Origin of the sequence: Mesorhizobium sp. B2-9-1, from assembly GCF_006439455.1 — a bacterium.
Classification (GTDB): domain Bacteria; phylum Pseudomonadota; class Alphaproteobacteria; order Rhizobiales; family Rhizobiaceae; genus Mesorhizobium.
Genome location: NZ_VFTP01000001.1, coordinates 806591 through 825463 on the forward strand (window position 1 = coordinate 806591; position 18873 = coordinate 825463).

The following is an 18873-nucleotide window of genomic DNA, read 5'->3' on the forward strand; positions in this document are numbered from 1 at the left end:
CAGGAGACCAGAACATGCCGGCAAAGGTGAAACTCCAGCCCGCGGCGCATGCGGCCTTGGAAGTCGTCGCACGGCAATCCATGGTATCGGTTGACGAGCATTGGGCGGGACTGGAACGTGTGGAACTCGATGGCGATAGGGCCCGCGAGGCCCGGCTCGTCACATTCGCGCCCGGGGAACCTGCTCAAGCCAGCTTTGATGTATTGCGTACCAAGGTCCTCAGGTGTCTCAATGTCAACAACTGGACCACTGTAGCGATAACCTCACCGGAGCCCGAAACCGGAAAGTCAATCGTGGCCGCCAACTTGGCGTTCAGCCTCGCGAATCTGCAGAGTTGCAGGGTCGTTCTTCTAGATCTGAATCTTCGGCAGCCTCAGATCAGTTCGATATTGGGTCTCGGCATGGCCCGAGCTACTGAGAGTTTTTTGCAAGGGCGATCTTCGATCAAAAGCACCTTCGTGCGCTATGGTGAAAATCTTGCCGTGAGCGCCAGTTCGCACGGGGTGACCCGTTCGGCCGAGCTACTTCAAAGCCAATCCGCTCGCACGGCAATGATACAACTCCATGACAAGCTTTGCCCCGCGGTGGTTATCGTCGACCTGCCTGCAGTTCTTGGCAGCGACGACGTTCTGGCGTTCCTGCCCAACATTGACTGTACGTTGCTTGTAGTAGGCGCCGGAACGACCACTATGGCAAAGATCCGCTGTTGTGAACAGGAACTGGTAGGCGAGACAAACCTCCTGGGGATTGTCCTGAACAAATGCCGATATGGACACGATGGCGGCTATTACTGAGCGATTGGCGGGTTCGTATTTCTCGAGCACGTTCACGGCAGGGCCATTTTGCGCCCTCTCGCGGTCGCTGACGCGATGAGCGTGCGAAATCAAATTTATTACGTCGCTCTACCTCTTTCGTTCGGGAGCCTACGAGTTTTCTCGGATGACAATGATCCTTGTTAAAATATGCTTGCGATTACGGGAATGGGGGAAAGCAATGACAAGGTTTATCGCACCTGCCGCAATAGCATTATTTTTTACGTTCTGGGACACGCTTCCAGGTCATGCGCTGGCATCATGGTACCCGTCAGGCGATCGGGGTGGAGATACGAGCCGATCCGCTCCCGGTCCTGTGATCGGCATTGGCTTTCCGGCGCTGGCTGCCTTTGGCGGCTATGTGTGGTATCGCCGTTGGCAGCGTGGCAAATGATCGGCACGGCCCCGACTGATGGCCGCTGAGCCACAGCCCACATGAATGTCTTACGCAGGCAAATCTACTGCGGGGTGGTTGCCACGGGATTTGCAAACGGAGCAAGCGATCGCGTCGCGGAGGCGCTTGCCCGTGACGGTCCGATTTCGGCGCTGCTGGAAATGTTCGGCGTCAGCCTCGTGGTTTGGCTGGCGCTGGTCGTAACCTTCTGGCTATTTTTGGATTCCGAGCCTGAGCGTGCTCACCGATCGGATTTCTACATCGCCGGCTTGGCGGGCTTTGCATTCCTGGTTCCCTTGCCTCAACTGAGCTGGTTGGCACTGGCTGGCGTGGCCGCCTATCTGGCGCTGACGTCGCGCGAGGGGCCGATGCGCAGGGCCGCGGTCGTGTTGGGAGCCATAACGGTTCCGATGTTTTGGGCCCGGATGGCCTTTGCGGTATTCGGAGGCCCCATCCTTGCAATCGATGCAAGAATGGTGGGCTGGATCGTTGGCACGGGCGCAGCGGGCAATACAGTGCCGTTCGCGGACGGTTCCGGCGTAGTTTTCCTCCTGCCGGCCTGCTCGTCGCTCACGAACCTCTCGCTGGCTCTTCTTTGCGGCGTGATGATTGTGAAGTTTTATGGTCTGAATTGGTCGAGGCCGGTCGTTCGCGCCGTAGTCGCCGCGTGTCTTACGACAGTGGCTATCAACCTGGCCCGGATTAGCCTCATAGGTCTTATGCCGGCTTACTATGACATCATCCACGGAAGGGTAGGCATCTTGCTGGCGGAATGGACGACGAACCTCGCGGTGATGGCGATCTATGCCGGAGCTTTGCGGCCCGATGAACAGATTCACGCTTAGCTTTGCCTTCGGCCTTTTGCTGGCCCTGAGCGTCAGCCTCAAGGTGCTTGGCGGTGGTATTGGTCAAAGCGTCACAGCGGACCATCCGGCGAACGAAGACATCGCTGCGCTGCTCCGCGCCAACGGATTTGCCTTCACTTTATCGGAGCCGAACACCGACCCTCAATGGTTCTACGCGACTAAGGAGACATGTCAGCTGAAGATCGCCGACGTCTCACTTCAGGGTTGGCACCGATCGATGCTGGATCGGCAGGCGAAGAATCGAGTGCTGCTTTATTCAGTCGAAGGGAAACTCTACGAGCATCAGCCGATTCTGATGCCGATGGTTCATCACTACATCGGGAGAGCCCTACGGTATGCTGGCATTAAAACACGCCCAGTGGTGGCAAGGGCTATTATCATCGGCCCCCGATGTTCACTCCCACCAATCGCCATAGCTGATCTCGAGCGGCTTTCATAGATCGGCCAAAGTCAGTCTCGGGCTGAGTTTGACCCATCCAACCAACTTTTGAGGTAAGACAGTTCCCAATCCCATACAATGGACAGGTTCCTAACTGCGAACCAAATTGCGAGAATGACATTCGTCTCAGCTTCATGGCTCATGGCTCAGGACAGATGCAATGCAGGTCATGTTGTATATCTTGGCTGTATGGTTCGGACTTGGAGCGTTAGCGGGATTGACCCTGCTTGGAACATCCATCGTCTTTCGGCGGTCTGAATTGCCACTCGCGATGCAGATCGCCGATACGCAGCACCGCCAGCTTCCAGTTAGCGCCTTGCCGCAAACCGTCCGCCCGGCGATAACAGGGCAAACGCAGCTTTAGGCACGATAGCGATTTCCGAAACGTCAGATGAATTTCGGCCGATCGCGTATTGCGCGGGGTCCGCATCGGGGCACGTGATCTGGCGGTATCTTTGAGCGCTGAGCTGACCAGCCGATATTGCTCGGCTGGGTCAGCGTTCAGGCACTTGACGCAGATTTGCGGAAAACTGCTACATCAGATCTCTGAGTTTGTAAGCGACCTCGGTTCGGTTCGTCGCCTTGAGTTTCTTCATGATATTACGGATATGAACCTTGACGGTGCTCTCGCAGAGATTGAGCTCGTACGCGATGATCTTGTTCGCCTTGCCTTTGCGCAAAGCTTCGACGACCGCAGCTTCTTTGCTCGTAAACACGCCAGTTAGTGGTTTAGGCGAACTCTCTGTTGCACGGATTGTTTCTCGAAGAGCAAGTACGGCGTTGGCCGGCACGAAGATACCGCCCGCCCGAGCGAGGCTGATCGCCTCTGCCGCCACCTTCACCGAAACGTTAGTCGGAATGTAACCGCGGGCGCCGCTTTCCAGCGCCGTCAAAATGTCGGCCGGAGCCTCTGAATCCGCCACGATAATGACTGGGACGCCGCCGACCAATGCTATGAACTCTTGCAGTTCGGATCGCACGATCGGGTCGGTTATTTTTTTACCGTTAAGGATGGCTAGGATCGCCGAGGCCTCGACCTGCAAGTCCTGCAATTCCAAGAAAGACCCAACCGCTCTCACCTGTACGACCGGATCAAGAGAGAGAAGGCTACTGGCCAGACACTCCCGTTCGAGGATTCGCTGATCAACGATGACGACCAGGCTGTCGCCGCGATGATCTTCTTCAGTTTCTGCCCGACTAGTCCCGCCAAGACACAGCGCGGGATCGTTCTGGTCCACCTCTATAGACTTACCCCAATGCCCGCCAGGTAGAGGTCGATTCATCGTACCTACTCCATTTTACTTGTTCGGCTGTTGTTGTCTCCATACGTTATCCGGGCCCTACGACCCACCGCACCAACTGCTCGGCTAGAAGTGCCAGGAAGACAGATCTTTAATCCATATCATCCCGCAGGATGATCCCCACCACGGCTTCCGTCCACAAACCCCAACCTGCAGCTGTATCTTACGAAGTTGTGGATAACTCCGCATTAAGAATCTGCACCATTAGAGTTAGTTAAAAAGCGGTAGAGTTAGCCGACCCCGGGGCTACCAAATTGCCCCGCCTCTGGCTTTAGCGCGCCGATAATTCAATGACTTCATGAATGGCGGCACCGATGCTTAACTCGTGTCGGCGTGCCGGAAAGCCGACCGCTTGGTCAATTGGACCGGAAGCCCGGCGGTTGCAATTGGTCGATGCGACCGATGCAGGGCGGTCCGTCTCCGCCGCGACGTGCCTCCGTAGAACAGGCGCTCGGGGCGCGAAATTTCATTCCACTGTATTTGCTCACAACATTGCAGACCCGTAGCGATAATGACTGAAGATTCCTTTGGTCAGCAAATCGGTTTCAAGGCTGACCCTTTGTTGAAGGTCTGCTTTCGAAGGTGATAGCCGACGCGACGATCAGCCGGAGCGGGCAAGGGACGTTTGTGCCGGGTGGCGCAAGGCAAGCGGCGCTCGTAGGATGGCGGGAGCTTGCTCGCCTAGCGCAGGGCTGGCGCGACCTGCTGGAGTGATCTGACCGGCATAAATGGGCAAAGCGACGTTATCATGGCTGGATCGCGCAGCCTAACACTTGGCAAAGACATCGGGCAGTGCGATCGGGCGGCTCACGCTCGCGGCTTGCCTGCGCCGAGCATCTGCCTTCATCCGATTCGACTCGTCCAGTGGGAAGTGGAGGGCCTTGAGGAGTCCCCGGATTTCCTGCCGTGCCATCAGGTGCGACATCGTCGGCTCGGTTCGAAGCACCTGGTTCTCGAAATCGTCCAGCGCGGTAACCCCGATGGTAAAGAACTCGCGAAAGGCGACGCGCTCGGAAATGCCGGCAGTGACCCGAAAGCCTAGATCTACTGCAAGTTGGCGCAGGGAACTGTCAATTTTGCGCTCGTTGCGAGACGCAAGCATGGACATACGGTTGCGGACCACGACCCAATCAAGGCTTGCGTCCTCTGAATGCAGGCGGCTCCTCCGGGCATCTAGCACCACCAAGGCGTACTGCGAGTATCCCAGGATCTCATGGGAGAGCGGGTCAACCCTGGCGAGCACGTCGAAATCGACGAACGAATCGTTCATCGGTGAAATCAGCGTGTCTGCCATACGGTGGGCCAGTCGACTGAGGAACGTGTTCGCGCCGGGCGTGTCGATGACAACGAAATCGTGGCTGGCCGCAATTGAGGCGATACCTTCCTTGAGCTCTCTCACCAGAACGCTGTTGACATCTGCGGCTGCTGCCCGTGCGGCAGGCGACACATGAAAATGATGTGGCACAGGCAGGGTGATTCCCTTAAACCGGGCCCAGCGACGACGGTTGTCGACGTAGCGTGTTAGCGAAAGCTGGCGTTCGTCAAGATCAACCGTCGCAACGCTGTGACCTGAATCGATCAAGGCGATTGCAATGTGCATCGCGGTCGTGGTCTTGCCGGAGCCGCCCTTTTCATTCCCGCAGACGATAACACGCCCATTAGCGCGCCGCCGACCGTTCGATGTCCAGGCACCCGCGCTCATCTCACATCCCTCAGTGCCAACTTATCACACCAACGATGCCGCTTCTGACGGACGGCATCCGAATTTGCGCAGCGTCGACCGGCGCATCGCTATGACGATCACGTAAGGTCAGGCGTAAACCCGTGCGAGACCGGTGTTGTCGGTTTCCGGCTTCGCGAATGCCTCGACTAGCCCCTCCGTCTTGTCGAGATACTGGATCAACGCAGTTACCAGGTGGTAGAAGATACTTGCCGGGACCTCGGTCGCAGCCGCTCGCCCCCTTTCATCAATCCTGTCGATCCACAGGCCTACTGGCGCGGGATCGATATGCCACCTGAACAGGCGGGCAACGCGGGCTTCTATCTCAGGCTTTAAGTCTGGTCCGCCGACGCCGTCGAGCGCGCAGGCCGCTTTCACCGCCTCGCATTGTGGCCAACTGCGCGAAATGCGATCAAGAGGATTTCCATTTCGCGACACAGCCGCATAAGCCAGACCAGTAGCCCGGTTCAATCCACTTGATATTGCCGAGGAGTAGAGTTTTCTCGCGAGCGGCACTAAGTCTTTCTGACCGCTTAACAGCGAAAACTCCACCAGCAGGGATGCCCATTCGAAATGATGTCCGGGCTCCGTCCACTGGCCGTCGTTGCCCGGTAAAGGTTGCCAGTCGAGGTCGAAACGCTCCCCGAGAGTCCAACTCTCCGCGTCGAAGAAATGACAGCGGCAGAGATCGATGATGCGTGCGGCTCTGCGCAAATGCGACCGCTCTCCCGTGACGTTGTACCAAGCGAGAAAAGCTTCCAGCATGTGCATATGAGGATTCGAGTACCGCACAGTTTTCGAGCCCGGGGTCTCGAGGAAGCCGTTTAAGCTGGCGTCTTCCAGGTGAGTGTCAACGAAATGAAGTGTCTCTTCGGCGAGCCGCAAGGCCTCCGGGTGGCTGCATCGATGCGCGTGGGCAAGCGCTAGCAACACGCACGAATGGTCGTAGGTGTCCTCTTCCGGGTCGCTCACACTTCCGTCGGGCTGAAGGGCGCGAACCCATCCACCGCGGTTGGTGCGACCGTGTCTGGCTATGAAGTTGATGCCGTGATCAATAAGTTTGTCGGCAGGTCCCATCCAACCGCGTTCCTTGGCCACTGCGAAAGCGTAGATTTGGCGCGCCATGGTCCGCATTCGCTTAGGCTTACCAAGCGGCCTGCCATCGAAACTCAGTGCCTCATGGAAGCCGCCGTGCACATAGTCGACCCCCGTCGTGGACCACAGCGGGAGGGTTTCATCAAATAGCCAGTGCTTGACGCGCTTGCGCCATGATCCGCTGATGATGACGCGATCTTCCGAGGGTGTGAGCTTCGTCTCGAGGCGTCCGCTCTTCTCCAACTGCTCGACAACCTTCCTGACGTTCTGGCTATGACTGACGGGGGCAACAAACACTGCGTCGGCAGTTGCCACCACCGCCGCATCTTTCATCCCGATGACAGTCAGCAGCCTGCCTTGGCTTCTCAGATAACAACTGTCGCAATCCATCGCGACGACATCGCCCACCATGACATTGCCATCGCGGTCGGTTGGGCTCGCATCGAGCAGTGATTGCCATGACCCAAGATCGCTCCAGCCGAAAGTAGCCGCGACCATGGTGATCTCGCGCGTCTTCTCCACCACTGCGTAGTCGATCGAGACAGAAGGAATGGCTTCATACAAGCTCCGGGGCATATAGGTTCCCGACACATCGGTCCGCGCGCCTCGAAAAGCTCTCTCGGCCGTCTCCCAGATATCCGGCCGAAATTCGAGGAGCGCCCGCCGCATGGTTTCGGCACGAAAAAGGAAAATACCGGCATTCCAATAAAATCGCCCCGACGACAGGTAATGTTGAGCCGTTTCGGCGTCAGGCTTTTCCACGAAACGCGACGCCGCAGCCACTACGCCACCTTCTGCCGCCACCTCGATGTACCCGTATCCGGTTTCGGGGTGTGTCGGCTTGATCCCGAATACGACGATGTCGCCGCGCTCGGCAGCGAATCTGCCTGACTCGACAGTTTCCCAGAATTTGAGTTCGGTCGATATCTCGTGATCCGAGGGGACCACAAGCAGAAGCGTGTCGTGGTCGTAGTCGAAAATAGTTATCAGCGTGGCCAGGGCAACCGCCGCAGCGGTGTTGCGGCCGACGGGCTCGAAAACCGGTCTGCCGCCATTCAAACCCAGTGGAACAATGTCGGAAAGAATTCGATCGGCGTGTCTCTCCGATGCGATCAGATGGATCGGAGTATCGCCACTCGGTCGCGCCTTCAGGCGTCGCACAGTTTTCACAAGCATCGACCCGTCGCCGGAAAGATCATGAAATTGCTTGGGGTTATCCTCCCGCGAAAGAGGCCACAGCCTGGAACCCACGCCTCCGCTCATGACGAAACTTACGATCCGGTCCGGCATGACGCAGCCCTCTCCATAATTCGGTCGCAAGCTCCACGGTGGGCACTGATCTCGAAAATAATGGATGCCCGCGGCAAAGATGTCTCGCCGGCCCGCATGACGCGTATTCTAGTAGCCTGTCGGCACCGAGCCCTTAGTGAATTCGGATAATTGTGTTGCCTGCTTCAGAGGCGATCACCGGATAAGACAGCCAAAAGGATGTGTTAGCCTTCAGCCTAGGCTGTCATACCCTCCCATTCGTCGACCTTAACTCAGGAGCAAATGGGCTTGGCCATTGGCCGAACGGCGACGACCCCTCAGAGCTTGCAAGCCTTGCGCACCAAAGCCAGCCACTGTCATGTCACTAGGCGCCCTGGACGATCATTGGGATTGGGCAAGAGATTTCCTGGCCCCCCGCGATCCTTGTGCTGGATGTCGCAAATCGGCCTCACGATTATTTGCGGCGCTGGGTGGAACGCTCACCGAAACCGTCGGCCGGCGAGGTGCGGGGTTTCGCAACCGAAACAATCGGCGAAACACCGTCAAGAAGATTGTGGTCGCGCAGTCAGATGCAATCAGATAGGGCTGTCAAACGGGTCTACGTTACCGGATCCTGTGACATTGCTGGCGCTGTCAATGTCAATAAAGCCATAAACGCCGCGCTGGATAACGTTGTTTGTGATTGTTATCCCAGATATTGTGCCGTTTGGCTTCGCCCCGTCGACATAAACCGTGAACACGGGCAGCGAGACGTTGGGGCCAGTTCCCGACGCTTTGCCTAATAGTTGATTGTGGTTGACCTTGATTCCATTTATCGAGCCGAAGTCGTTGGTGATCCACACGTCGGCATTGTCACGTCCGATGATCGTGTTGTTCTCAATCAGAACATTGGCTTGCACCTTTGGATGCCCGCCCAGTTGGATGCCGTCATAGTGCGGGTCAGCGCCGCCTGCTTGCAGGTCATGGATATAATTACCCTTTATGACCGCATTTGATCCCGGCGTGATACCGTTCTCGTAGCCAGCGATGTTGTTCCCGATCAGCGTCGAGCCAGATATGTCACTGGTGTCGATGCCGTAGGAGCCGCCGGTCTTACCCTGACCTGTAATCGTGCAGCGTTCGACCGTTAGGCCATCGGCACCCTCGTAGGCATAGATCGGATGCCACCCGTCGAAATCTATTCGGCTGTTACGGATCGTGACGCTCTTGGCCCTCACCTCAATGTAGGTATTGATGATCTTGTTCTCGATCACTGTCCCGGCGACGGTAATGACGTTCGGTCCTGTGTAGATAGTCGGGACAGTTCCTGCGGGCATACCCGTGTTTGTGGCGTCGGGCCAATCATTCCCGTCTGACACGGGGAGAAGGGTCCGCGCCGATACGATCCCCGTTCCTCTCCAATGCGAAGCGACGCCAGCTTGGAAGACAATGACTGCCGATAAGGCGACAACCGGAACGAATCTCGAGAAGTGCATTCGGCTTCGATTCCTTTTTTAGACGTCCCATCGGCCGAACGTAAGGATACGACGGCAGCGGCGGCGGCCCGGCCGGCGGGGGGTACACCCAGGCCGGGCCTAACCGGCGGAGGCGTGGGTGGCATAAAAGACGCCGGCTACGGGCATCATACGCCCGTCCGAAATCCAATGCGCCCGCAGAAGGAGGTATGCCGGACATATCATGCGTGTATCAGTACACCCAAAAAGGTACGCTGGGATGAACTGAGCACCGTTGGCCCGTCTTGCATGTCTCGTTTCGGATCAGCAGTGCCGGCACCGGTTTTGCAGGGAAGGTTTGGCCGCTCGATAGTCGGAGCGCAAGTTGAACAGGGCAGCCGGGATGATAAAAAAAGGGGCGGCGGACTGCACTCATGTCACCTTTTTGACAAATGTTGTGATCGATTTCTGCGCGAAGCATGAGATCGTTCGCATCGATCATCGCGAACAAGTGGCGGGTAGAGTGATGAGCCTTTTCGATCGGGGCGTCACCGACCCCGATCAGATTTCAATTGCCCTCGAAAAGGATAGGGCTATGTCTCGCCTTCGCCGGTTGGCGTATCGGTTACCGCACTCTGACGATCGGCAGGATTCGCAACTCAGTCGCCAGGAACATAGCACCGCGGCGCAAGTTCGGTCGGCAGGAGCGGCGCATCGCGATGAATGAACGTCATTCGTCAATCTCTCCTTTGATCGAATTCGAAAGACGTTGGGCAGCCGGTTCCGCGCGTCGGTGTCCCGAGGCCGGCAACCGCCTGCGATTGGACAAACAGGCGGGAAGATAGCCCAAGAGGGGCCGCTGCAACGTGGATGAAGACGGCAACTGAAAGGCGGCTTCGAAAGATTTGTCTGGAAGCCGCCGATCCGGTCACGCCCAAGACGAATGAGTCGTTCGCGATCGAGAGCCGCGATGTTGCACTTCCCCAGGTGTCGTTGGAGCATAGCAAGGGCCGCGGCCTTAGAGCGGCGAGGAGACTTGCCTACATCGCACATGTGGTCGATATGGAGGTCGTCAATGAGCTCGCCGAAGGTCTTAAGCCGCGCAATGCGGGACTTGGTCGGCGTCTCTCCGCGATCTATTTGGCGTTCGGTTTCGGTCGCCCAGCGGCATGCGTCGTCACGGCGCAGGAAGGTCTCGCTGACATAGCTGCGGCGGACCTGCACGCGCCAGGAACCGGACGAGAGCTTGGTGTAGGTGGCCATTTTTTCGTGTGCGCTCCGTGTGCACTGAGAGATCGAAACGTGGCGAAAAGGGTCGTATCCTGGCGTAAATTCGGGTGGGTCCGCTACGAGCTAAGAATTTGATGTGTTAAAGAAAAAAATGCTGAAAAATCAAGAGCATAGAGTTGCCATAGCACCAATGATGGACTGTGCAGATAGATTATAGGAAACAAGTAGTTGTGAGGATCCGTGCACACGACGTGCACAGAGATACTTACCTTTTATTTTATTGCTATTCGCCCGAAATATCGCGCTATAGCGTGTGGTTTCTCGATGATTGATGCCATGGTGCCCGGGAACTCGCGCATGGCCGATGTGGCTCGCGGCACTACGTCACGCTGCGATGATGGATGGCAGGCATGTTTGTGGCTGCTTTAGGCAGGGCACGATCCTTCGTAGGGGTATCCGAAGGCTCCCAACGCAGCACAATGGTCTCTATCAAGGTTGGGATTGGCGGGGTGATCTAGTGAGACCGTCTGCTCTGCCATCGAAAAATGGGGAATGCGCCGACGGACAGGATGTAGGCGCTTGGCGCGCATCCCGAGAATTGTATGCCTTTCCTCACCGCCCCCCAAGGTCTAGGGCGCGAACAGTGAGGAGAAAAACATGCTACCATCCGACACCTTCCCCCTCCGCCTGCTCAAGACGGAGGAGACCGCCGATTTTGTCGGTCTTTCCCGCAGAACGCTTGAAAAACATCGCACTTATGGCACCGGCCCGGTCTACCGAAAATTGGGTGGTCGCGTGGTCTATGCCGTTGCAGATCTGCAGGAATGGGCAGACAGGGGCTTGAAGTCATCAACGTCCGATCCCGGTGCGGATCGCGTTTTTCCGGCCCGGCCCATGGGTCAAATGAAGTCCATTTGTCGATAACAGGCTGAGCGTCATCTGACGTACCGATATGCCCTGGCGGTATAGCTTGCCGCCAGAGCATTCCATACGACGCATCAGCCTTCCGCACAAATGTTGGATGCCGGCTACCTCCTTTCGCACGCCAAAAGCTGACGGTGTCGGACCGTGTGCTGCCGGACGGTATGCGCCCCATTCCGGCCGTTCAGAAGCGAGCAGCTATTCCCTAAAAGCCGCCGATAGCCGCTGCAGAGAGTCCCTTGAGGGCTTAATCCATTCGGCGGCTGCCGTTAAATTGGCGGATGCGAATTGATGACCCTTCATATTTCCTGGTCTATGCTTCATGTCGCAGCTTGAAGTCATACCTAGCGATGAAGAAAGCGGAATCCTGATCCGATGAGCGATGAGGCCCCAAAAACTCGAAAGGCCCACTGCAGCAACTGTGGCGGTCAGCGCAACTGTGATGTTCGGGGTCACTGGTCCCAGAACGGCGGCGATCAAGATGTTCAATGGTGCACAGAGTGGTACATTCTTGAGTGTCGAGGGTGCGAACATGTGTTTGTGCAAACGGTCAGCACAAACTCGGAAGATGTCAGCTACTTCACCAATGAGATAGGTGAGGAAGACTACGAGCACACTGAAACAGTGAACTATTGGCCAGCACTTGCAAAACGCGAACGTCCCAGTTGGCTGCACCGAGGCGGCATTGAAGCTCCAGATGTTGAGCGGTTGGATGATGCATTGCTGGAACTTTACACTGCCTTGGAGAACGATCTGAACATCCTCGCAGGTATTGGTATTCGGACCAGTTTTGACGTTGCGTCAGAACTGCTGGAAATCGACACTGAGTTACGGTTCAATCAGAAGCTGGACGGGTTGGTCGCTCAGGGTCACATCGGCGCTGTTGACCGCGAGCGCTTAGCCAAGCTTGTTGATGCGGGAAGTGCCTCTGCACATCGAGGCTGGAAGCCCACAAGGGCCGAATTGAGCACGATGATGGATCTGCTCGAACACTTCATCCAGCAGGCGTTTATTGAGCCCCATCGACGCAAGCAGTTGGATGAAAAGGTGGGTAAGCTGAAGGTTCCACCTCGTAAGCCTCTTGGTCCCAAGGCGACCAAGAAAAAGGCTCCGCAAGCAGCGCCTGATACGACCCAAGCAGATCCTGCACCACGTGATGCAGAGCCGAGCAGATAAGGGCTCAGATTTAGGCTCTGAAAAGGGTCGCACACACAGCCGTAAACATTGCTGACACCATCTGACCAAGCCCGTCACTAGCCGGGGTTGTGCGACCAAGATCGTGCTCATTGTTCAATAGCCCTTCTTTTCAGCCCAGCAAGCCGATCTCAGCCTCACCATCCAGAGCCAAAAAGCCAGCGCTGAGGATCGGTGAATGGACTAGGGGGATTGTAAATCCGAAAAATGTAGTCCATCTTAGGACGTATCGATTTGCCGACATTGCCGGCATTTTCGTAGTTTGGTGGACTAGGTGTTGGAAAATAGAGAAATTATCGTCCAGCTTGCGCGTCTCGGCCTTTCCGGTCGAGTTCAGGATGTTCATGCATGGCTGCGAAGGACGACTAAGAAAGTCGAAAAGAGCGACCCTGAGCTTGCTGGTCAGATAAAGGACCTGCTGTCGAGCAACTCAACCTCGCCCGCCGCACTCCGAGAAGCGAGCCCTGTCCGAATGCCGGTGGACGCCGACTCTCGCTTGTCATTGGTCCGGTTTGAGCATCCGGTTGTGTTGGAGACTAATCCAGTTCACGCCGGAGACGTGGCGCTTAGGCTCATGCAAGTCTTGGCGGAGCGAAGGCACTTGGATGAGCTTGCCAGCCAGGATCTTTTGCCCTCAAGAACGTTGCTTTTTTCCGGCCCGCCTGGTGTTGGAAAAACCCTGTCAGCGAGATGGATCGCAGCTTCATTAGACATGCCGTTGGTCACCCTTGACCTTGCTACCGTTATGAGCAGTTTTCTCGGTAAAACTGGGTCGAACATACGTTCAGTACTGGATTTTGCGAAGAGCATGGAGTGCGTGCTCCTGCTTGATGAGTTTGATGCGATCGCAAAGCGTCGAGACGATGAAGGCGATGTCGGAGAACTCAAGCGACTTGTCACTGTTCTCTTGCAGGAAATCGATACCTGGCCTGCCACAAGCCTTCTCATTGCAGCCACCAATCACGCTGAATTGCTAGACCCAGCCATCTGGAGGCGGTTTGACGAAGTTGTGCAGTTCGATCTGCCTACTCGGGAGCAGCGCGGGATGGTCATTAGAAAGAATTTCGGTGAGGTCGACGGCGACTTCGCCAGTCTCATCCCCTCACTAGAGCAGCTATGGGAAGGCCGTTCCAACAGTGACATAGCGAGGGCCGTGAAGTGGCTTCGCAGGCGGTCCACTGTCACGGGAGCTACATTGGATGAAGCCTTGCTTGAGCTGATCGGGCGAGAGGTGCATGCGGCGCCGGCAAGCGACAGAAAGCGTATGATTGCGCTGCTTGCCCAGTTGAATATCCCTCAGCGCAAGATCAGCGCCCTTACCGGAATATCGCGCGACACGTTACGCAAGCACCGCGCCACAGACCAAGCAGACGAACCCATCTTGGGTCAGGAGGATGACTGATGCCTGAGTTACGCTATCTGATCGGCGGTGGTGAGAAGCTCAGCGAAGAGGTGGGCAGGCCCTCTCGTGGTGGGGGTGAGAAGTCACATCCATATACGTTCAGCGAAGCCTTCCAGCGATTGGCTCCGCAACTGAACAGAGTTACAACAGAGCTGGAAAGTCTACCGGCGCTAGCTTGCCCAGGCGGTGACACTGTTGTCGCTCTTACACTTCATCCCACCTATTTGGCCAAAAGCTACTATCCAGCCAGTTTGATTCAAGAACTCAAGCTCTCCCACCTTGGTAGCCGTGCTGTTCACATAGTTCCGGATAAAGCGGCAAACGGTCGCGCAACTGAAGATCCTCGCCCTCAACCCGCGCCTTTGCTCTACCTGTCCGGCCGCAGAGATCGCCTTCGACGCTTTGCTCAAATTGCTGAACAATGGCGGCCAGCCGAAGCCAGTCTTCGCAGTGAATTCCGGCAACTAGAAAGGGTCGAGCTTCCCGGCGATGATCGTGCCAAAGCTTTGCCGGATAAAAAAGGGGAACAGCCACTTGAGGTCGTTCTCCACGCCGATCCTGAGTATGGTGACTATGTCATCGAGGGCTTCGAGGAATACTCGCGATCACTGGGGCTTGATGTTTGGGCAGAAAGACGCCGGCAGAACGGCGGTCTCTGCTTCATCCCAATGTACGCTCCGGCTGAAGCCGTGCCCGAGCTGCTGAAATTTTCTTTCTTGAGAGCGGTCAGGAGCATGCCACGGATCGTTGCGATGGACCCAATGATCCGAGGCATGGTCCCTGGTTTTTCCGTGAGCTTGCCGGATGAGGATGCCATTGCGCCCGACTTAGCAGTTGCGATCTTCGATGGTGGGCTGCCAAATAATCACGGCTTGGACCGCTGGGTGAATCTTCAAGACGCACCTGGTGTAGGAGCACCCTTGCCAGCCGCTCAAAATCATGGGCTTGCGGTAACATCAGCTTTTCTCTTTGGTCCACTCGAACCGGGAGTGCCACCGGCTCAGCCCAGGGCCAATGTCGATCATTGGCGTGTTCTTGGAACAGACACAGCTGCCGACGACTTCGAGTTGTACTCAATTCTTGATCGGATAGAGGACGTACTCAGCAGCCGGCGCTACGACTTCGTGAACTTGAGCCTTGGTCCCGACAGCGCCATGGAGGACGACGACGTTAACTCGTGGACCTCAACACTGGACATGCTCCTGGCTGAGGGGGAGACCGTTGCCACCGTCGCTTGTGGGAACAACGGCGAACGAGATCACGCTACCAAGCTGAACAGGGTGCAGCCGCCCTCTGATGGCGTGAACATGATTGCGGTTGGCGCTGCAGATAAAATGGATGCCAGCTGGCGGAGAGCTACTTACAGCGCGATTGGTCCAGGCCGCAGCCCAGGATATGTGAAGCCTGACTTCATAACCTTTGGCGGGTCGTACTCAGCACCATTCCTGACACTCGACAGTGTCGCGCCTCATATGGGCAGCGGCACGCAAGGAACTAGCTTTGCAGCGCCGCTGGCGATGCGGAGTGGCGTCGGTGTTCGAGCACAATTCAGCGATCCATTGTGGGCACCAACAATGAAGGCGCTTTTAGTACATCAGGCAAATTCCGGAGACCACCTAAGGGGCGAAGTCGGCTGGGGCAGGGTCTCTCATGAGCTGAATGACTTAATCACCTGCGGTGACGGAGAGGCTCACATTGTCTACCAGCGCCAAATGCCTATCACCGGAGCAGTGCGATTGTATTTGCCAGTCCCGCCCGGGCTGACCGGCAACGTCGAGATCAAGGCTACTTTCTGCTTGTTTTGCGACGTAGATCCTGAGGATTCGATCAACTACACCCGAGGCGGTCTTGAGGTACAATTTAGGCCGGATTCGATCACTCTGCCTCCCCCGTACCACAACAAGGAAGGCAAGCTTATCACCCCCAAATGGCCAGCATCTGACACGTTTTTCGGCGCAGATGACTTTTACGCTCCCGAATACATGCGGCGTGACGATGCTCAAAAGTGGGAAACGACTATAACGAGATCAAAGCGAAAGCGCGCCAGTTCCCTAAATGCGCCTGCGTTTGACGTGAGCCACATCTCAAGAGCTCACGGCCATTCAGGGGGAGGGCGTGCTCAGATGAAGTTTGCCCTTATCCTCACACTTCGGAACTCAGCCGTAGACCTTTATGACAGGGTGGTTACTGCTCACCAAGCGCGACTACAGCCGATGCGTTCACGAACCGACATCCGCATCACCACGCGAGCATAGAAGATCGCTCAAGTTCGGGTGTGATGGCGACAGGTATTGCTTTATGGTAAGAACCAAGCAGAAAAGCTCGAACGGCACGGAAGCTGCTGGTGAACGAAGCCGCTGCGGAACTCCCACCCACTTTGATTCTCGGGCGGTAGGGCAGCGGTCAGGATGGAACTCTCCAGATACAGCATGATCGACCGTTGGCTTTGACGACAGAGGCTGGGGACCTGCTGAGCGCGTCCGCCCTTGATGCTTAAACCCCGAGAGCGCATGGAACTCCTGCGCAAAACGAATGCAACAGGTCGCACTCGGCAGAAGGCGCCGAAGCGGCCGCTAAGCCACTTAAGATGTGAGAAAAGCTGTTGGTTAGGGGGAATCTGGATAAGAACCAAGAACGCCGGAGTTAGAGTCCGCTGTCCATGCTTCTGAGCTATTAGCCGTCGTTCCACTTACGGCCCCATTTCGGCTGTTGCCGACTGCTGTGCGGAATGACCGGCATTGGCTCGTTCCGAAGGTCATGTATCGGTGATCGCGACCTGCAGCGGATCCCGATCCCCGCGGCACATGGCGAAGCCTGATAGCGGGCATGGTTACGCTGCTTGTATCCACGGAAACCACCTGGATCCCGCGAAGTAGGGACTTTCTGTAGTGTGCCGTGTGCACGCTCAAGTAGCCAATCGGGCCTGATCACTACCGTCCGAGGCACATCTGTCGGCGTGCAGCGCACCTTCGGATATGATATGGGACTACTTTACCAGTCGGTCCTGCGGGGCATTGGACCGATTTGGATCTAAAAAGTATAATGAAATGAATGACTTAGACAGGCGATTTGCTATCGCGCCGATGATGGATTGGACGGATCGGCATTGCCGGTTCTTCCATCGTCAGCTGACGCGCCGCGCGCTGCTTTACACCGAGATGGTGGTGGCGGATGCGGTCATCCATGGCGCACGCGAGCGACTGCTCGGCTTCGACGCTGTCGAGCACCCGGTTGCGCTGCAACTTGGCGGATCGGATACCGCAAAGCTCGCCGAGGCAGCGCGGATCGGCGAAGCCTTCGGCTATGATGAGATCAATCTCAATGTCGGCTGCCCATCCGACCGCGTCCAGTCGGGGACGTTCGGCGCCTGCCTGATGAAGACGCCGGTTCTGGTCGCCGAGTGCGTCGCGGCGATGAAGGCCGCGGTGAAAATCCCCGTCACGGTCAAATGCCGTATCGGCGTCGACGATCAAGACCCGGGGCCCGCGCTCGACACGCTCGCTGACGGCGTGCTCGCCGCCGGCGCCGACGCGCTCTGGGTGCACGCCCGCAAGGCTTGGCTGGAAGGGCTGAGCCCCAAGGAAAACCGCGAGATCCCGCCGCTCGACTATTCGCGCGTCTACCGGCTGAAGGCCAGAAAGCCGGACGAATTCATCGGCATCAACGGCGGCATCCAGTCGCTCGCCGAGGCGTCGGCGCATCTTTCCCATGTCGACGGCGTGATGCTCGGCCGCGCGGCCTATCATACGCCGGGGATCCTGACCGGCGTGGATGCCGTCTTCTATGGCGAGGCGCCTGCCGCTTTCGATTATTCGGCCCTGGTCGACGCTATGGCCGGCTATGCCGAGCGCCACATCGAGCGGGGCGGGCGGCTCGGCCACATTACCCGCCATATGGTCGGACTGTTCCACGGCTTGCCCGGCGCGCGCCGCTTCCGGCAGATCCTCTCCACCGACGCGAACAAACCCGGCGCCGGGCCGGAGGTGCTGAAGACCGCGTTTTTGGCAATCGATTTCGCGGCGGCGGAAGCCGAGGCGGCCTGACTGTCGGTTAATGCGTGTCGCGCCGCATACTGCTGCGCGACACGCATCAGTCCCGCAGGATCATACGGTCGCCGCGCACGTCGAAGCCCGACAATGAGCCGATGAAGTTCATGCCGAGCAGGCTTTGGTCCAGCATGCCGGGCGCGGCGACCATCACCGACATGTCCTTGCGCACGATTCCGCCGATCGCCACCTCGTCGGTCCTGACCGTCGCAGCGCGCGCCATGCCGTTGGCCGTGGCGACGTCTACGCTGTAGCTGAGCGCCGCCGGGTTGAAACCCGCGGCTTGAGCATCTTCGGATGTCAGCACCGTGCTGGTAGCGCCGGTGTCCACCACCGCCCGCACCGGCGTGCCGTTGATCAGGATCCGGGCTTCGAAATGGCCGTTGTCGGCTTTGTCGAGCGTGACGGTCGGGCGGCCATTCTCCACGCCGAGCGCCAGCGGGCTGCCTGGGACAAAGCCGGCGGTGACGCGGCTCGCCACATCCTGCAACTCGTAGCGATACTGATAGCCAGCGATCAGCACGAGCACGAATGCCGCCCAGACGCCGAGATTGCGCGCCATGTCGCCCAGCGGCCTGCCGGAGCGGAGCAGGCTCGCACCGATCACCATCACCAGCACGCCAACCCAGATCAGCCGGCCGAAATCATTGTTGTTCATGCCGAAAGTGTGGCCGGCTGAATTGTTGAGCATCAGCAGCACGACCCCGACGCCGATCACCGCCATGACGATCCAGAACAGCCGGTTCATCGG

At 57.4% G+C, this 18873-nt stretch carries 14 protein-coding genes; 9 read left to right on the plus strand and 5 right to left on the minus strand.

The annotated features are described in order from the left end of the window. Positions 1 to 14: 14 nt before the first annotated feature. From FJW05_RS03970 to FJW05_RS03980, 3 genes are all read left to right on the plus strand, one after another. A complete protein-coding gene (locus FJW05_RS03970) occupies positions 15 to 794 on the plus strand; it encodes a CpsD/CapB family tyrosine-protein kinase (RefSeq protein ID WP_140627982.1) in 780 nt (259 codons plus the stop codon). Positions 795 to 1247: 453 nt separating this feature from the next. Then, positions 1248 to 2051: a hypothetical protein gene (locus tag FJW05_RS03975; RefSeq protein WP_140627985.1), complete on the plus strand. Its 804-nt coding sequence runs from the start codon at positions 1248 to 1250 to the stop codon at positions 2049 to 2051. Continuing rightward, positions 2032 to 2511 carry a hypothetical protein gene (locus FJW05_RS03980; protein WP_140627988.1) on the plus strand — a complete coding sequence of 160 codons (480 nt, stop codon included), beginning with the start codon at positions 2032 to 2034 and terminating at the stop codon, positions 2509 to 2511. The genes FJW05_RS03975 and FJW05_RS03980 overlap by 20 nt, the downstream gene beginning before the upstream one ends. Before the next feature lie 533 nt (positions 2512 to 3044). Here FJW05_RS03980 and FJW05_RS03985 read toward each other — a convergent pair. From FJW05_RS03985 to FJW05_RS04000, 4 genes are all read right to left on the minus strand, one after another. Continuing rightward, a complete protein-coding gene (locus FJW05_RS03985) occupies positions 3045 to 3794 on the minus strand; it encodes a response regulator transcription factor (protein WP_140542350.1) in 750 nt (249 codons plus the stop codon). A gap of 784 nt (positions 3795 to 4578) precedes the next feature. Then, positions 4579 to 5514, minus strand: coding sequence for a division plane positioning ATPase MipZ (locus FJW05_RS03990; protein WP_140542349.1), 936 nt, complete (start codon positions 5512 to 5514; stop codon positions 4579 to 4581). Positions 5515 to 5622: 108 nt separating this feature from the next. Next, a complete protein-coding gene (locus FJW05_RS03995) occupies positions 5623 to 7917 on the minus strand; it encodes an AGE family epimerase/isomerase (RefSeq protein ID WP_140627991.1) in 2295 nt (764 codons plus the stop codon). A 554-nt stretch (positions 7918 to 8471) separates the two neighbouring features. Then, positions 8472 to 9149: a right-handed parallel beta-helix repeat-containing protein gene (locus FJW05_RS04000; protein WP_181164836.1), complete on the minus strand. Its 678-nt coding sequence runs from the start codon at positions 9147 to 9149 to the stop codon at positions 8472 to 8474. Between the two features lie 565 nt (positions 9150 to 9714). Between FJW05_RS04000 and FJW05_RS27335 the strand changes: the two genes are divergently transcribed. From FJW05_RS27335 to dusA, 6 genes are all read left to right on the plus strand, one after another. Beyond that, positions 9715 to 10056, plus strand: coding sequence for a hypothetical protein (locus FJW05_RS27335; protein ID WP_181164837.1), 342 nt, complete (start codon positions 9715 to 9717; stop codon positions 10054 to 10056). A 1160-nt stretch (positions 10057 to 11216) separates the two neighbouring features. Continuing rightward, positions 11217 to 11483 carry a helix-turn-helix domain-containing protein gene (locus FJW05_RS04010; protein WP_140627999.1) on the plus strand — a complete coding sequence of 89 codons (267 nt, stop codon included), beginning with the start codon at positions 11217 to 11219 and terminating at the stop codon, positions 11481 to 11483. 372 nt (positions 11484 to 11855) lie between these two features. Continuing rightward, positions 11856 to 12656: a DUF4145 domain-containing protein gene (locus tag FJW05_RS04015; RefSeq protein ID WP_140628001.1), complete on the plus strand. Its 801-nt coding sequence runs from the start codon at positions 11856 to 11858 to the stop codon at positions 12654 to 12656. A 619-nt stretch (positions 12657 to 13275) separates the two neighbouring features. Continuing rightward, positions 13276 to 14076, plus strand: a complete 801-nt coding sequence (locus FJW05_RS04020; RefSeq protein ID WP_181164838.1) for an ATP-binding protein — start codon at positions 13276 to 13278, stop codon at positions 14074 to 14076. Further along, a complete protein-coding gene (locus FJW05_RS04025) occupies positions 14076 to 16331 on the plus strand; it encodes a S8 family peptidase (protein WP_140628007.1) in 2256 nt (751 codons plus the stop codon). Before FJW05_RS04020 ends, FJW05_RS04025 begins: the two co-directional genes overlap by 1 nt. A gap of 792 nt (positions 16332 to 17123) precedes the next feature. After that, entirely contained in the window at positions 17124 to 18119 is a 996-nt protein-coding gene (dusA, locus tag FJW05_RS04030) for a tRNA dihydrouridine(20/20a) synthase DusA (RefSeq protein WP_140628010.1), read from the plus strand. Positions 18120 to 18165: 46 nt separating this feature from the next. On the opposite strand, the gene FJW05_RS04035 is transcribed toward dusA, so the two are convergent. Further along, positions 18166 to 18870 (minus strand): TIGR02281 family clan AA aspartic protease, encoded by a 705-nt coding sequence (locus FJW05_RS04035; RefSeq protein WP_140628013.1) that lies wholly within the window; start codon positions 18868 to 18870, stop codon positions 18166 to 18168. Between the last annotated feature and the right edge of the window lie 3 nt (positions 18871 to 18873).

Coding starts and splice junctions, on each gene's coding strand:
- FJW05_RS03970 (WP_140627982.1), top strand. CDS start 15: ATGCCGGCAAAGGTGAAACTCCAGCCCGCGGCGCATGCGGCCTTGGAA.
- FJW05_RS03975 (WP_140627985.1), top strand. CDS start 1,248: ATGAATGTCTTACGCAGGCAAATCTACTGCGGGGTGGTTGCCACGGGA.
- dusA (WP_140628010.1), top strand. CDS start 17,124: ATGAATGACTTAGACAGGCGATTTGCTATCGCGCCGATGATGGATTGG.
- FJW05_RS03980 (WP_140627988.1), top strand. CDS start 2,032: ATGAACAGATTCACGCTTAGCTTTGCCTTCGGCCTTTTGCTGGCCCTG.
- FJW05_RS03985 (WP_140542350.1), bottom strand. CDS start 3,794: ATGAATCGACCTCTACCTGGCGGGCATTGGGGTAAGTCTATAGAGGTG.
- FJW05_RS04025 (WP_140628007.1), top strand. CDS start 14,076: ATGCCTGAGTTACGCTATCTGATCGGCGGTGGTGAGAAGCTCAGCGAA.
- FJW05_RS03995 (WP_140627991.1), bottom strand. CDS start 7,917: ATGCCGGACCGGATCGTAAGTTTCGTCATGAGCGGAGGCGTGGGTTCC.
- FJW05_RS04015 (WP_140628001.1), top strand. CDS start 11,856: ATGAGCGATGAGGCCCCAAAAACTCGAAAGGCCCACTGCAGCAACTGT.
- FJW05_RS03990 (WP_140542349.1), bottom strand. CDS start 5,514: ATGAGCGCGGGTGCCTGGACATCGAACGGTCGGCGGCGCGCTAATGGG.
- FJW05_RS04010 (WP_140627999.1), top strand. CDS start 11,217: ATGCTACCATCCGACACCTTCCCCCTCCGCCTGCTCAAGACGGAGGAG.
- FJW05_RS04035 (WP_140628013.1), bottom strand. CDS start 18,870: ATGAACCGGCTGTTCTGGATCGTCATGGCGGTGATCGGCGTCGGGGTC.